The following is a 13,821-nucleotide window of genomic DNA, read 5'->3' on the forward strand; positions in this document are numbered from 1 at the left end:
ATTCCCTGATTCTCCGGCAATTCGCGGACCTCGCCGCCAACAACTCCGTTGCGTGTTGTGGTGTCCGGGCCACAGCTCCCCCGTAGAATCCCGGGGTGCTTATCCCACCATTCGGTCCCGCCCGCTCCAGAAGCCCGCCCGCAGCACCTTCTTGTCGACCTTGCCGACGCCGGTCATCGGCAATTGCTTGACGAACTGGATCTGCTTCGGCGCATGCGCCGAGCCTTTTCGCGTCTTGACCAGGTTGATCAGCTCGTCCGGATCGGGCCTTGCGCCCTCGCGCGGCACGACGATGGCGGTGACGGCCTCGCCCCATTTCTCGTCGGGAATGCCGACGACCGCCACCATCGCCACATCCGCATGCTGCGACAGCACGTCCTCGACCTCGCGCGGGAAGATGTTGAAGCCGCCGGTGACGATCATGTCCTTCTTGCGGTCGAGGATGAACATGTAGCCGCGCTCGTTCCTGCGTGCGATGTCGCCGGTATGGACCCAGCCGTTCTTCAGCGTCTCGGCGGTGATGTCGGGCCGCTTCCAGTACTCCGCCATCACATGCGGGGCACGCACGCAGATTTCGCCGGGCTCGCCCGTCTTCACTTCCTGGTCGTTGTCGTCGAGGATCTTGACCTCGCACGCCGCGATCGGGAAGCCGCAGGACAGGAACAGCTCCGGGTTCTTGGGATCGTGGTCGGCCTTGCGCAGGACCGAGACGGGATAGCATTCGGTCTGGCCGTAAAGCTGCGAGAACACCGGCCCGATGCGTTCGATGCCCTCGAGCAGCCGGCTCGGCGACATCGCGGAGGCGCCATAGAGCACGAGCTCGAGCGATGACAAATCGGTCTTCTCCAGGGCGGGATGATCGAGCAGCACATAGATCATGGTCGGCACGAACAGCGTGAAGTTGATGCGCTCGCGCGCGATCGTCGTCAGCACCGCCTCGGGATCGAATCCCTTCAGCATGTGCACCGTGCCGCCGCGCATCAGGGTCGGCAGCACCTTCGTCCCGGCGACGTGACTGATCGGCGCGACCGTGAGATAGCGTGCAGCCTCCGGAATCTCGAAGTCGGCGAGGATCGCGCCGGCGGCTCCGGCGTTCTCGCGGTGATAGCGTAGCGCGCCCTTGGATTTGCCGGTGGTGCCGCCGGTGTAGTTCAGCGTGGCGAGATCGTCGGGGCCGGCAAGGCACAGCGGGCTCGCATGTCCTGCATTCTCGATGGCGGCCGACAGATCGACGCCGTAGCCGGCCGGCCCCATGGTGAAGACCGCATTCAGCCGGCCGGCCTTGGCAGCGAGCTCGCCACCGCGGTCGCGGAAGGCGGCCGCATCGACCACCAGCATCTCGGCCTCGGAGTCCTCGAGCTGGAACAGCTGGTCCTCCAGCGATCCCAGCGGATGCAGCCAGGTGATGCAGAGCCGTGCCAATTGTGCGGCGACGCCGGCGCACCAGGTATCGGCGCGGTTCGCGGTGAGGAAGGCGACGCGCGCGCCGGGCTGCAATCCAAGCCGTATGAACACGCCCTGGATGCGTCCGATCAGGTCGATCGTACCCCGATAGCTCAGCGATCCGCCGGGCCAGGCGAAAGCGGTACGGTCGGGATAGCGCGACAGCGCCCGTAGCGTCTGCGCACAAGCTGGAGGCGATGCGTGGAGCGGATCAGACATATGTTTCCTCGTTGCTTTGTCACCGGCTTCTGGCGTGCCAATGTTGCCGATGACGCTAGCACAGAGACTGCGGGAGGGAACGACAAAGCCCGCGCAGGGAGGCATGCATGCCATCGGATCGACTGCAACGCTTCCGCGATCGTCTCGCGCTGCCGCTGATCGCAGCGCCGATGTTTCTGGTGTCGGGCGTCGAGCTCATGGTCGCGTCCTGCCGCAATGGGGTGATCGGCAGCTTTCCCACCGCGAATTGCCGTGGCGCGGAACAACTCGATGAATGGCTCACCGAGATCGGCACGCGGTTGCGACGGCACGAAGATCAGACCGGGCGAAAGGTCGCGCCGCTCTGTCCGAACCTGATCGTGCACCGCTCCAATGCGCGGCTCGCGCAGGATCTCGCCGTGCTGCTGCGGCACGGGCCAGAGATCGTCATCACTTCGGTCGGATCGCCGGCGCAGGTGCTGAGTCCGCTCCATGATGCCGGCGCGTTGGTGCTGGCGGACGTCGCCTCGATCCGCCACGCCGAGCGTGCGGCGGAAGCCGGCGCGGATGGGCTGGTGCTGCTCACGGCGGGCGCGGGCGGGCAGACCGGCTGGCTCAACCCCTTCGCCTTCGTCCGCGCTGTGCGCGCATTCTACGACGGCATCATCGTGCTGGCGGGCGGCATCAGTGACGGCTACGCGCTGAATGCGGCGGAAGTGCTCGGCTGCGATCTCGCCTATATGGGCACGAAGTTCATTGCGACGCGGGAGAGCATGGCGGACGACCGCTACAAGCGGATGCTGGTCGAGAGCAGCGCCGACGACGTCCTGCTCACCACCGCGTTCACGGGCTTGCAGACCAGCATGCTGCGGCCGTCGATCGTCGCCGCCGGACTTGATCCGGACGACCTGCCGGCGCGCGGCGCGATCGACATCGTCAAGGACATCGACGTCGCCGCGCGCGAGAACCGGCCGAAGCGCTGGCGCGATATCTGGAGCGCCGGGCACTCCGCATCTGGGGTGACGGAGGTGCTCGCGGTCGACGATCTCGTCGCGCGGACGCGTGCGGAATATCGAGAGGCGGGCCCCGATCACAGTTAATCGAGCGCGCCCCTGCGCGCCCGCACTTAACGGCAGATTAACCATCGCCCGCCAAGAATCCCCTTCACGGCCGCCAACCAGGACCGAGAGGGGACAGGCGATGGACTTCGATTTTCTCAACAGCAAGACAGCTGCGACGATGGACGAAATCCGCGTCCGCGTCGCCCATGCCCTGGCCCGCCACCCGCTGTGCCGCAACGTCCGCTTCGACATCGTCAGCGTCCCCCGCACCCGCCGTGGCGGCAACTGGACGGTGACACTGCAATCGGTCGAGCCGCGCGCGGTCTGGGAGGCCTCGGAGATCGTGGCCGACATCCAGGACGCCTATGATCTGGCAGCAGCCGCCTGATTTCCTTGGGCTTTTCGGATGATGTCGCCGCAGTCCGCTCGATTTGCCGCTGCAATGGCACCGTTAAGCCTTAATTATTGCCCAGTTTTTGGGGCACTGATCACGTGGACTTGAAGTCGGACGCGGAGAGACGTTTGTCCAAAGCCATCACCATCGTCGCGCTGACCTGTTTCCTCGTCCTCGGCGCCGCCACCACCGCCATTCTCGGACGCGACAGCGTGCCCAGCGTCAGCGCCGAGATGATTGACCAGACGCCCCCGGCCAAGCCGCTCGCAACCAACCGCGCCGCCAAGGCCGACCGTCTGGTTCCGACACTCGCGCTGGCCTCGGCCGCGATCGAGCCGGTCCAGGTGGCCGCCGACAAGCTTTCCCAGGCGCCCGTCCTGACCGAACCGCTGCGTCAGGCCTTCGCCGCCGCCACGCCCTCCGATTTCCCGATGCCGAAGGCAAGCGCGCACGAGGCGCCCGCCGCGACGGAGGTTCCTGCCGTCGAGGTTCCGGCCAAGCCGAAGGTCGTCGCCAAACCGCAGCCGCAGAAGGCCTATTCGCTGCTGTCCGACGTGCAGATCGCGGGCATCAGGGATCGCCTGAAGCTGTCGTCGTCGCAGGAATATTACTGGCCCTCGGTCGAGACCGCGCTTCGCAACGTCGCCCGCAAGATCCAGGCGAACAAGCTGTCGAATCCGAACGCGCCGCCCAGTTCGCAGATCGACCCGAATTGCGACGAGGTGCAGCAGTTGAAGTCGGCCGCGATGCCGCTGTTGTTCCAGCTGCGTGACGACCAGAAGGAAGAAGTGCGCAAGCTCGCTCGCCTCATCGGGCTCGAGAAGGTCGCGCAGCAGATCTGATCCGCGCGGTTCCTGCTTCAGGAGCCGCGGCCATCAGGAACATCCGGCAATCCCCACGCGTTGCCCGCTCCAAAGAGGGAGTGGACGAATGCGCGCCTCGACAGCCTATTTTGTCGGTGCCGGAACCATCATCGCGGCCATCGCCATTGGTCTCGGCGGCGGTATCGTTGCCGGCAACATCATGCATCCGGTCGCATCCAAGCAGGGCCCGGACACCAGCAAGGTGGCGCAGCGCACGGAGGCTGCCACGCCGGCGACCGCGAACGGGCCGTCCGAGCGCGTGAACTATCTCACCGGCTCGCAGGCCTTCGGCGCGATGATCGCAGCGCCCGCGCGGGCCGAAGCAAAGCCTGAAGCCGCAAAGCCTGACACGCAAATCACGAAGGCGAATGCTGAACCGCCGGCGCCGCAGCCCTCGCAAGCCGCTGCAGTCGAGCCGTCCAAGCCGCCCCCGTCATCGCCACAACAGGCAGCAAAACCTGCCGAGCAGCAGGCCTCGACCGAGCCGTCATCCGCCTCGAACAATGCCTATGCCAAGGCGAGGGATCCCGACGTGAAGCGTGTCGCGACTGAACGGCGCAGAGCGGAGCGCCGCGAGCGCTGGGCCGAGCGCCGGCACTATGAATTGCGCGAGCCGCGCGGCATGCGCGACCGAACCGATTGGGATGACGTCGCGCGCAACGTCCGCGAAGATTCCGATGCGCGCGACTATGCGGGCCGCCCACGCAGCGGCTTTCCGCAGATCAGGCTGTTCGGGCCTGATGACGAATAGCGCCTAAAGCATGATCCGGAAAAGTGCGCAGCGGTTTTCCGAAAAGATCATGCTTAAACAACAACCTAAAGTGCGACGACGATTTCCTAATCGCATCGCGCTTTAGCCCAGGATCGCAGCTGCAATGGGAGAAGGTCCGCGGTCATTGTCGCCCGCCATTACTTCATGCCCGCGCGACTCAAGCCTTCGAGATAGTGCGCACGGTCCTCTTCCCGCAGCATCGGCAGCTCGCGGGTGATCCAGGCGAGCGAGACCTCGGGCTGGGCGCGGAGGAGGCCTTCCAGGGCGGACGCCGCGAGCGCCGGATCGCCCAGCATGCCGGCGGCGGCCGTCAGCACGCGGTGCGCGCCGACGAAATCTCCGCGTTGGCGCATCGATTCCCGTGCCATCTGGACGGCTCCCTCGTAGTCGCGGCCGACGAACCGGGCATAGGCCGCAACCCCGCAATAGATCGCCGCGAGCGGGTCGCGCGGACTCAGCCGCAGCGCGCGCCGGGCGGCGGCATCGCCGTCCTGCCATCGCCCGGCATAGCAAAGCGTCACGCCGTGAAAGGCATGTGCCATCGCGAAATTCGGGTTGAGCCTCAAGGCCAATTCGAATTCCACCAGCGCGTCGTCGAAGCGGCGGCGGAACAGATAGGTGTAGGCGAGGCCGTGATGGGCCCAGGCATCCTCGCGATCGGCCTCCACCGCCGCGAGCGCCGCACGTTCGGCAAGCGGCAAGGTCGCGGCCATGTCGGCCCAGCCCATATGCGCGCCGAACATGTGGCTGGTCGCAAGCAGGCCCAGTGCCTTGCCATAGGCGGGATCGATCGCGACGGCCTGTTCCAGCAGCCCTTGCGCGGCGGCATTGTCCTCGCGGGTGGTGCGCCAGTAATGCGACAGGGCGCGCATCACGAGGTCCCATGCATCCAGGCTGCCCGGAGGCTTCTGCTGGGCTCGGAAGCTTTCGGCGGCATAGAGCTGCGGCTCGATCGCGGCGACGATCGCCTCGGTGATCTCGTCCTGCACGGCGAAGATGTCGGCGAGCTCCCGGTCGTAGCGTTCGGCCCAGAGATGGCTCCCGGTTGAGACGTCGTTGAGCTGGGCCGAGATGCGCACCCGCTCGCCGCTTCGCCGCACGCTGCCTTCGACCACGTAGCGCACCCCGAGTTCCCGCGCGACCTCGTGGATGTGCACGGCGCGGCCCTTGTAGACGAAGGAGGAATTGCGCGCGACGACGAAGAACCATCGCAGCTTCGACAGCGCGGTGATGATGTCCTCGCTGATGCCGTCGGAGAAATAATCCTGCCCGGCTTCGCCGCTCATATTCGTGAAGGGCAGCACGGCGATCGCGGGCCGCTCGGGCAGCGCGAAGGCTGTCTGGTTCTGGGCGACACGAACCGGCTCCGGTGCGACCGCGCCGAGCTGTGTCTGGACATCACCGACGAAGCGAAAACCCTTGCGAGTGATGGTGCGGATCAGCGTCTGGCTTGCGCCATTGTCGCCGATCGCCTTGCGCGCCGCGTTGATCCGGCTGGTCAGGGTGGATTCGGAGACGCTGCGCCCGTGCCAGATCTTGTCGATCAACTCGTCCTTGCTGACCACCCGGTCGCGGTTCTGCATGAGGTGGACGACGAGGTCGAAAACCTGCGGCTCCACGGCAATGGGAACCTGCTCGCGGCTCAGCTCGCGCCGGTCGGTATCCAGAAGGTGGTCCCGGAACAGAAACTGCACGTCGAAAACTCAGGCCTCATTGTGAAATCGGGCAAGCAAAATGACAAAATGAAATTTGGATCGAAAATCATGTGTCTGTCGAAGGGGGCGCTTGGTTCATCGCGATTGCGTGATGGCAGCCATGCCGGTCTCGGAGGGGAATACAACCGCAGCTGGAATGTTGCGGTCGGCGGATCGGGCGGGACCATGCTCGCCGATCCAGCACCGTCATCCTTCGAGGCTCTCGTGCGTTGCTCCGCATCGCACGCTTCGCACCTCGGGATCACGGAGTAACAGGCTGACGTGCCGTCATAATGTCGTGGCGCGGCAAATGTGGCGAACGGTGAATGTCCATTGCCGAAATGCGCGGCCTGCGTAAGCTGCCGCCACACAAAACACCAACCACGAAGAAGCGCCCATGCCAGCTTTCCCCGCCTCCACCACGGTGCTCGACTCCATGCTGTTTCGCGACGCCTTCGGCACGCCTGAGATGCGCGAGGTGTTCTCCGACGTCGCGACGGTCGTGCGCTATGCCGAGGTCGAGGTGGCGCTGGCGAAGGCGGAAGCGAAGTGCGGCGTGATCCCGCAAGAGGCGGCCGCGGCGATCGCGGCGCGGACCGACGTCGCCGCGCTCGATTTCGATCTGCTCAGGCAGGAGACCGATGTCGTCGGCTATCCGATCCTCCCCTTGGTGCATCAGATGGTGAAGCAATGCGGCGAGGCTGGCCGCTACGTGCATTGGGGCGCGACCACGCAGGACATCATGGACACCGCCGTGGTGCTGCAGCTGCGCGCCGCGCTCGATATCGTCGATCGCGACATCGCCGAGCTGCGCAGGATCCTTGCCGACCTCTCGAAGCGCCATCGCGACACGGCGATGGCGGGCCGAACCCATCTCCAGCAGGCGCTGCCGGTGACCTTCGGCTACAAGACCGCGATCTGGCTCGCGATGTTCGACCGCCATGCCGAGCGTCTGGCGCAAATGAAGCCGCGCGTTCTGGTCGGCCAGTTCGCCGGCGCTGCCGGCACGCTGGCCTCGCTTGGCGACAAGGGATTTGAGGTGCAGGCGGCGCTCTGTGCCGAGCTGAAGCTCGGCGTTCCCGCCTCGACCTGGCACGTCGCGCGCGACGGCTTTGCGGAGGCGGTGAACTTCCTCGCCCTGATCACCGGTTCGCTCGGCAAGATCGCGCTCGACATCATGATCATGGCCTCGACCGAGTTTGCCGAGGTCTACGAGCCCTTCGTCAAGGGGCGCGGCGCCTCTTCGACCATGCCGCAGAAGCGCAACCCGATCTCCTCCGAACTGATGCTTGCGGCGTCCAAGGCGGTGCGCCAGCACGCAGGCCTGATGCTCGACGCCATGGTGCAGGATTTCGAGCGCGCCACGGGTCCCTGGCACGCCGAATGGATGGCGATCCCCGAAAGCTTCGTGCTGACCGCCGGCGCGCTGCATCAGGCGAAATTTGCGCTCGCAGGTCTCATCGTGGACGAGGCGAAGATGAACGACAATCTCGCCATCAGCCGCGGCCTGATTGTGGCCGAAGCGGTCATGATGGGGCTGGCGCCGCAGATCGGGCGGCAGGAGGCGCATGACGCGGTGTATGATGCATGCCGTCAGGCCAACGAGAAGGGAATCAGCCTTGCCGATGCGCTGTCCGCAGATTCACGGATATCGAGCCGCATCGACCGTGCCACGATCGAGGCACTTACCTCACCGAAAAATTACCTCGGACTCGCGCCCGCCATGGTCGACCGGGTGCTGAAATCGGCAACGCGTTGAAAACCAAAATGCGTGAAACTGCGTATCTTTCGTGCGTTGCAGGACGCTCGCACACTTGTGTCTTGCGATGCTAGACTTAGATTGAGCGAGAGACTTTCGGCAGAGGGCCCGGCATGACTGATCAACGCAACACCTCCACTCCCATCGATCCCGCGAAGCTCGACCGGCTGGCCGAGGTGGCGGTGAAGGTGGGCCTGGGCTTGCGGCCGGGACAGGATCTGCTTCTGACGGCGCCGGCGATTGCGCTGCCGCTGGTGCGGCGGATCGCCGTGCATGCCTACAAGGCGGGCGCCGGTCTCGTGACGCCGATTCTGTCGGATGAGGAGATGACGCTGGCACGCTACCGCCACGGCCATGACGCCAGTTTCGATCGTGCCGCCGGCTGGCTCTACGAGGGCATGGCCAAGGCCTTCTCGGACAACACCCCACGGCTCGCCATCGTCGGCGACAACCCGATGCTGCTGTCGGGCGAGGATCCGTCCAAGGTGGCGCGCGCGAGCAAGGCGAATTCGATGGCCTATCAGCCCGCGCTGGAGAAGATCGTCAACTTCGACACCAACTGGAACATCATCGCCTATCCGAGCCCGTCCTGGGCGAAGCTGGTGTTCCCTGATGATCCCGAGGACGTCGCGGTCGGCAAGCTCGCGGATGCGATTTTTGCAGCGTCCCGAGTCGATCGCGAGGACGCGATGGGCAATTGGGCAAGCCACAATGCGGTGCTGCGCGAGCGCACCAACTGGCTCAACGGCCAGCGCTTTCGCGCGCTGCAATATTCGGGTCCCGGCACCGATCTCACCATCGGCCTTGCCGACGGCCACGAATGGGAAGGCGGCGCCTCGCTCTCCAAGAACGGCATCAGTTGCAACGCCAATATCCCGACCGAAGAGGTCTTCACCACGCCGCATTGCCGTCGCGTCTACGGCCATGTCGTGAGCTCGAAGCCGCTGTCCTATCAGGGCACGCTGATCGACAACATCGCCGTGCGCTTCGAGGACGGCAAGATCGTCGACGCAAAGGCCTCGCGCGGCGCGGAGGTGCTGAACAAGGTGCTCGACACCGACGAGGGCGCGCGGCGCCTCGGCGAAGTGGCGCTGGTGCCGCATTCCTCGCCGATCTCCCAGAGCGGCCTGTTGTTCTACAACACGTTGTTCGACGAGAACGCAGCGTCTCACATCGCGCTCGGCCAGTGCTATTCGAAATGCTTCGTCAACGGCGCCCAGCTCACGCCGCAGCAGATCGCGGCGCAAGGCGGCAACCAGAGCCTGATCCATATCGACTGGATGATCGGCTCGGCCGAGACCGACATCGACGGCATTTTGGCCGACGGCAGCAAGGTGCCCGTGTTCCGCAAGGGCGAATGGGCGAAATAGCCGGCGTGACTCTCTTCGAAGGGAGAGGGTGAGCGCGGCGGCGACAGGTTCTCGCTGCGCCCATCTACCGGTCTCAGTTCCCGCGCGGTTCGTTCGAGAGCCCTGGTGCGCATCCTGCGGCGGACGCAACGCGAGCGCGCAGCCGGAGCCGGCTACCAGAGCCTCGGGCGTAGAGCCATTGGCGGGCTCCGCTCCAGTGCCTTCGCGCATTTTGTCGCACCCGGGAGAGGACCGGGTCATGTGGGCGGATTTGCAAGGGAATCGGGACGTTAACCGGTTTGCACTGGCCGCTTCCCGCTGATTCTCGAAGCCGGCGTAAGAAAGAATTAAAAACGGAACACTAGCGTCCGGGCATCTTTCGAAACAGTCCGGGCCGGGATCTGGCCCCAAATATCATTTCCCGAGGAAGCAGATGTCGCGCGCGTTGATTGAAGTCGGTAGTTGCAATGTGGACCTCGAGCTGCGGCCGATCGAGCCGTCCTGGATCATCGAGGGCGATCCGGTATCCCGTTCGCGTGTCCTGTCGACCAGCGCCGACGGCACCGCCCAGACAATCATCTGGTCCTGCACCGAGGGGCGCTTCAACTGGTACTACGACATCGACGAGACGATCATGATCATGGAAGGATCGATCGTGCTCGAAAGCGACGGCATGCCGCCCAAGCGCTACGGCCCCGGCGATGTCATTTTCTTCCGTGATGGCGCGCATGCCAAATGGCATGTCGAAGGGCACGTCAAGAAGATCGCGTTCTGCCGCAAGACCAATCCGGTGATGATCGGCTTCCTGATCCGCGTCGTCAACAAGCTGAAGAAGATGTTCGCTTCCACCGGCGAACGCCAACCGGCCTCGCTGATGGGTGCCGGCTAAAGCTGACAAGAAAGTTTCAAGGACGCTTCCCAGCGGCCACGATGAAGAGGGGGCGGGATCAACATCCCGGCCCCTCTTTTCGTCATGACGGCAGCTCGAGCCGGTAGACGTCGATCGCGGTCTGCGAGAACAGCGCCGTCTTCTCGGCCTCGCTCAAGGGCGAGGCGATACGCTTGAACGCGTTGAAGATCACCTGGTAGCTGCACTGGCCCTTGTCCGGCGGGAAATTGCTCTCGAACATCGCTCGCTTCACGCCGAATGCCTCGATACAGGTCTCGATATAGGGGCGCCATGCCGCGGCAAGCTCCTCGGATGACGGCGGTCTCTCGCGTAGATGGAAATCGTAGCCGAGCAGGCACATTGCGAGCCCGCCGAGCTTCACCACGACGTTCTCGCACGTCGCGATCTCCTGGATCGACGCGCGCCATTGCGGAAACACCTCCTCGCGACGGCCCGCAAAGCGACCGACGCCGGCTGGGCCGCCGCAATGATCGAGCACGATCCTGGTATCGGGGAAGGCGCGCGCCAGCTCGGTCAGTTCGCCGATCTGTGGATGGAACAGCCAGGCATCGAAGCTGAGGTTCAGCGGCGCCAGACAGGCAAAGCCCTTGCGAAAGCTCGGATCCTGCAACAGCTCCTTCGGCCTGTTCGCATACATGCCGGCGACGACAGGGTCTTCGTCCCAGGCCGAGGAATGCCTGATGCCGCGGAAGCGGCCATTGCCCGCCGCGATCTCGGCTTCCAGCACCGGCTTGGCGGCGTCTCCCAGCAGAAGATTGGCGTGGCTGACGATACCGGCGCAGATCGCGGCCGGGCCGTAAGCTCCGCTGGCGCTCATCGCTGCGACGCCGTTGGCGAACTCGACTTCGCCGACGGGCCGGAATGCCTCAGGTCCGTGTGCGCGATACATCGAGCGGCAATCGACATAGACGGTGGCGATGACGTTGTGGCCGGACGCGATGTCGGCGGCCATCTCCTCGATCAGATAGCGATGGCCGCGATTCCAGAGATGGTGGTGGGGATCGACGATCGGCCGCGCCGGATCGATGATTTCCTCCTGGTGCAGCGCGAGCCAGTCCTCGCGCGGCTCGACGAATAGCCCGCTCGTGTTGGCGGGCAGACCGCTTGCGGCCATCGGCGTTCGCTCCCTCTATGTTTCTTGTGGAAGGAGCCTAGTACCCGGAATCAGAGCTGAGTGATACGGCGGCCTTTGAAACGGCGTTGACGGACCTTTTTCTTGGTCCAGACGAAGGGCTCGGCTCTGTCGTTGTATGCGTTGACGTAGGCATCGATGTGTTCCTGAAGCTGCTTGAGGCTCGTGAAGGAGGTGCCGCTGAGCGACTGCCCCTGCAAGATGGAAAACCATACTTCGACCTGATTGAGCCATGACGCACTTGTCGGCGTGAAATGAAATTGCACGTTGGGGTGGGCCTTGAGCCAGTCCTCGTTCTTTTTATGGGTGTTGAGGTTGTCGAGGATGACGTGAAGCTTGCGGTTCGGAAAAGCCGCGGTGACGCTGTTCATGAAATCGAGAAACTCGACGCGGCGCCGGCGTTTTGAATGGGTCGCGATGATCTTTCCGGTGGCGACTTCGAGCGCCGCAAACAATGTTGTGGTGCCATGCCGCTTGTAATCGTGGCTTTGGCCGGTCAAGGCGCGGCCATTGGGCAACTTCAGATAACCCTGCGCTCGCTCCAAAGCCTGGATCGAGGGCTTCTCGTCCACGCACAGCACAATGGCCTTCGCCGGCGGCGCGACATAGAGGCCGACAACATCGGCGGCTTTGGCCGTAAAGTTCGGGTCGTTGCTCTCGCACCAGGACTTGCGAGCCACCAGGTCAATCTTGTGGCTGCGCAGGAACCGCCAGACATATTGGACATCGACATCGCCCAGCGCCTCGGCCAGCAGGGGGCCGGTCCAGCGCGCAAACCCTTGCGGTGGCGGCTTATCCAGCAGCTTCAGAATCCGCTTGTCGGTCGTCTTCGTATAGATCGGCTGCTTGCCAGGCCGCGGCTTGTCTTGCAGCCCTTCAAGGCCATGGTCGGCATAGCGATGCCGCCAAAGGCTGACAATCCGCGGCTGGACCCCAACTTCCTTGGCGATCGACCGGGTGCTGCGCCCATCCGCCGCCAACAGAACTATCCGCGCCCGCTTCAAATCGCGCTGCAACGTCACCGGTGAGCGACAGCACGCCTCAAGCACCTTGCGATCTTTCCTCGAAAGGTGGACTTCTCTTGCTTCGGGTATCATCCCGACCTTGAATCACGACTCACGTTCCAAGAAAAGTGGGTACTAGTACCCGGAATCAGAGCTGAGTGATACGGCGGCCTTTGAAACGGCGTTGACGGACCTTTTTCTTGGTCCAGACGAAGGGCTCGGCTCTGTCGTTGTATGCGTTGACGTAGGCATCGATGTGTTCCTGAAGCTGCTTGAGGCTCGTGAAGGAGGTGCCGCTGAGCGACTGCCCCTGCAAGATGGAAAACCATACTTCGACCTGATTGAGCCATGACGCACTTGTCGGCGTGAAATGAAATTGCACGTTGGGGTGGGCCTTGAGCCAGTCCTCGTTCTTTTTATGGGTGTTGAGGTTGTCGAGGATGACGTGAAGCTTGCGGTTCGGAAAAGTCGCGGTGACGCTGTTCATGAAATCGAGAAACTCGACGCGGCGCCGGCGTTTTGAATGGGTCGCGATGATCTTTCCGGTGGCGACTTCGAGCGCCGCAAACAATGTTGTGGTGCCATGCCGCTTGTAATCGTGGCTTTGGCCGGTCAAGGCGCGGCCATTGGGCAACTTCAGATAACCCTGCGCTCGCTCCAAAGCCTGGATCGAGGGCTTCTCGTCCACGCACAGCACAATGGCCTTCGCCGGCGGCGCGACATAGAGGCCGACAACATCGGCGGCTTTGGCCGTAAAGTTCGGGTCGTTGCTCTCGCACCAGGACTTGCGAGCCACCAGGTCAATCTTGTGGCTGCGCAGGAACCGCCAGACATATTGGACATCGACATCGCCCAGCGCCTCGGCCAGCAGGGGGCCGGTCCAGCGCGCAAACCCTTGCGGTGGCGGCTTATCCAGCAGCTTCAGAATCCGCTTGTCGGTCGTCTTCGTATAGATCGGCTGCTTGCCAGGCCGCGGCTTGTCTTGCAGCCCTTCAAGGCCATGGTCGGCATAGCGATGCCGCCAAAGGCTGACAATCCGCGGCTGGACCCCAACTTCCTTGGCGATCGACCGGGTGCTGCGCCCATCCGCCGCCAACAGAACTATCCGCGCCCGCTTCAAATCGCGCTGCAACGTCACCGGTGAGCGACAGCACGCCTCAAGCACCTTGCGATCTTTCCTCGAAAGGTGGACTTCTCTTGCTTCGGGTATCATCCCGACCTTGAATCACGACTCACGTTCCA

General features: G+C 64.0%; 13 protein-coding genes. 8 read left to right on the plus strand and 5 right to left on the minus strand.

The window, feature by feature from the left end; translation table 11 throughout:
- Positions 1-99 precede the first annotated feature (99 nt).
- Positions 100-1,662: an AMP-binding protein gene (locus tag ABIF91_RS20055; RefSeq protein ID WP_424579324.1), complete on the minus strand. Its 1,563-nt coding sequence runs from the start codon at positions 1,660-1,662 to the stop codon at positions 100-102.
- Positions 1,663-1,769: 107 nt separating this feature from the next.
- Here ABIF91_RS20055 and ABIF91_RS20060 point away from each other — a divergent pair, with 107 nt between their 5' ends.
- From ABIF91_RS20060 to ABIF91_RS20075, 4 genes are all read left to right on the plus strand, one after another.
- Complete coding sequence (locus tag ABIF91_RS20060; RefSeq protein ID WP_028179080.1) at positions 1,770-2,741, plus strand: NAD(P)H-dependent flavin oxidoreductase; 972 nt, start codon at positions 1,770-1,772, stop codon at positions 2,739-2,741.
- A 100-nt stretch (positions 2,742-2,841) separates the two neighbouring features.
- On the plus strand, positions 2,842-3,090 hold the full coding sequence (locus ABIF91_RS20065; protein ID WP_028179079.1) for a hypothetical protein: 249 nt from the start codon (positions 2,842-2,844) through the stop codon (positions 3,088-3,090).
- A gap of 134 nt (positions 3,091-3,224) precedes the next feature.
- On the plus strand, positions 3,225-3,938 hold the full coding sequence (locus ABIF91_RS20070) for a hypothetical protein (protein ID WP_028179078.1): 714 nt from the start codon (positions 3,225-3,227) through the stop codon (positions 3,936-3,938).
- A gap of 88 nt (positions 3,939-4,026) precedes the next feature.
- The gene (locus ABIF91_RS20075; protein WP_028179077.1) at positions 4,027-4,710 is read left to right on the plus strand and encodes a hypothetical protein; all 684 of its coding nucleotides are present in this window, start codon (positions 4,027-4,029) and stop codon (positions 4,708-4,710) included.
- Positions 4,711-4,868: 158 nt separating this feature from the next.
- On the opposite strand, the gene ABIF91_RS20080 is transcribed toward ABIF91_RS20075, so the two are convergent.
- Positions 4,869-6,314, minus strand: a complete 1,446-nt coding sequence (locus tag ABIF91_RS20080; protein ID WP_424579325.1) for a winged helix-turn-helix domain-containing tetratricopeptide repeat protein — start codon at positions 6,312-6,314, stop codon at positions 4,869-4,871.
- On the opposite strand from ABIF91_RS20080, the gene ABIF91_RS20085 reads away from it, so the two are divergent.
- The 4 genes from ABIF91_RS20085 to ABIF91_RS20100 all read left to right on the plus strand — a co-directional run bounded on the left by ABIF91_RS20085 (position 6,258) and on the right by ABIF91_RS20100 (position 10,422).
- Positions 6,258-6,698, plus strand: a complete 441-nt coding sequence (locus tag ABIF91_RS20085; RefSeq protein WP_424579381.1) for a hypothetical protein — start codon at positions 6,258-6,260, stop codon at positions 6,696-6,698. The two genes, ABIF91_RS20080 and ABIF91_RS20085, sit on opposite strands and share 57 nt — an antisense overlap.
- A gap of 124 nt (positions 6,699-6,822) precedes the next feature.
- Complete coding sequence (gene pcaB, locus ABIF91_RS20090; protein WP_028179075.1) at positions 6,823-8,184, plus strand: 3-carboxy-cis,cis-muconate cycloisomerase; 1,362 nt, start codon at positions 6,823-6,825, stop codon at positions 8,182-8,184.
- A gap of 113 nt (positions 8,185-8,297) precedes the next feature.
- A complete protein-coding gene (locus tag ABIF91_RS20095; RefSeq protein ID WP_028179074.1) occupies positions 8,298-9,554 on the plus strand; it encodes an aminopeptidase in 1,257 nt (418 codons plus the stop codon).
- Positions 9,555-9,966: 412 nt separating this feature from the next.
- Positions 9,967-10,422: a cupin domain-containing protein gene (locus tag ABIF91_RS20100; RefSeq protein WP_028179073.1), complete on the plus strand. Its 456-nt coding sequence runs from the start codon at positions 9,967-9,969 to the stop codon at positions 10,420-10,422.
- 82 nt (positions 10,423-10,504) lie between these two features.
- On the opposite strand, the gene ABIF91_RS20105 is transcribed toward ABIF91_RS20100, so the two are convergent.
- Genes ABIF91_RS20105 through ABIF91_RS20115 form a run of 3 tightly spaced genes read right to left on the minus strand, consistent with a single transcriptional unit; the run spans position 10,505 to position 13,792 of the window.
- Positions 10,505-11,557, minus strand: coding sequence for an amidohydrolase family protein (locus ABIF91_RS20105; protein WP_035671799.1), 1,053 nt, complete (start codon positions 11,555-11,557; stop codon positions 10,505-10,507).
- A 50-nt stretch (positions 11,558-11,607) separates the two neighbouring features.
- A complete protein-coding gene (locus ABIF91_RS20110) occupies positions 11,608-12,672 on the minus strand; it encodes an IS630-like element ISRj1 family transposase (protein WP_026192128.1) in 1,065 nt (354 codons plus the stop codon).
- 55 nt (positions 12,673-12,727) lie between these two features.
- The gene (locus ABIF91_RS20115; protein WP_011084514.1) at positions 12,728-13,792 is read right to left on the minus strand and encodes an IS630-like element ISRj1 family transposase; all 1,065 of its coding nucleotides are present in this window, start codon (positions 13,790-13,792) and stop codon (positions 12,728-12,730) included.
- Between the last annotated feature and the right edge of the window lie 29 nt (positions 13,793-13,821).

Source organism: Bradyrhizobium sp. USDA 241 (assembly GCF_049739505.1).
In the GTDB taxonomy this organism is placed as follows: domain Bacteria; phylum Pseudomonadota; class Alphaproteobacteria; order Rhizobiales; family Xanthobacteraceae; genus Bradyrhizobium; species Bradyrhizobium liaoningense.

Excerpts from the sequence above, each read along its gene's own strand:
- ABIF91_RS20055 (WP_424579324.1), bottom strand. The coding sequence starts at position 1,662 with ATGTCTGATCCGCTCCACGCATCGCCTCCAGCTTGTGCGCAGACGCTA.
- ABIF91_RS20060 (WP_028179080.1), top strand. The coding sequence starts at position 1,770 with ATGCCATCGGATCGACTGCAACGCTTCCGCGATCGTCTCGCGCTGCCG.
- ABIF91_RS20065 (WP_028179079.1), top strand. The coding sequence starts at position 2,842 with ATGGACTTCGATTTTCTCAACAGCAAGACAGCTGCGACGATGGACGAA.
- ABIF91_RS20075 (WP_028179077.1), top strand. The coding sequence starts at position 4,027 with ATGCGCGCCTCGACAGCCTATTTTGTCGGTGCCGGAACCATCATCGCG.
- ABIF91_RS20080 (WP_424579325.1), bottom strand. The coding sequence starts at position 6,314 with ATGCAGAACCGCGACCGGGTGGTCAGCAAGGACGAGTTGATCGACAAG.
- pcaB (WP_028179075.1), top strand. The coding sequence starts at position 6,823 with ATGCCAGCTTTCCCCGCCTCCACCACGGTGCTCGACTCCATGCTGTTT.
- ABIF91_RS20095 (WP_028179074.1), top strand. The coding sequence starts at position 8,298 with ATGACTGATCAACGCAACACCTCCACTCCCATCGATCCCGCGAAGCTC.
- ABIF91_RS20100 (WP_028179073.1), top strand. The coding sequence starts at position 9,967 with ATGTCGCGCGCGTTGATTGAAGTCGGTAGTTGCAATGTGGACCTCGAG.
- ABIF91_RS20105 (WP_035671799.1), bottom strand. The coding sequence starts at position 11,557 with ATGGCCGCAAGCGGTCTGCCCGCCAACACGAGCGGGCTATTCGTCGAG.
- ABIF91_RS20110 (WP_026192128.1), bottom strand. The coding sequence starts at position 12,672 with ATGATACCCGAAGCAAGAGAAGTCCACCTTTCGAGGAAAGATCGCAAG.
- ABIF91_RS20115 (WP_011084514.1), bottom strand. The coding sequence starts at position 13,792 with ATGATACCCGAAGCAAGAGAAGTCCACCTTTCGAGGAAAGATCGCAAG.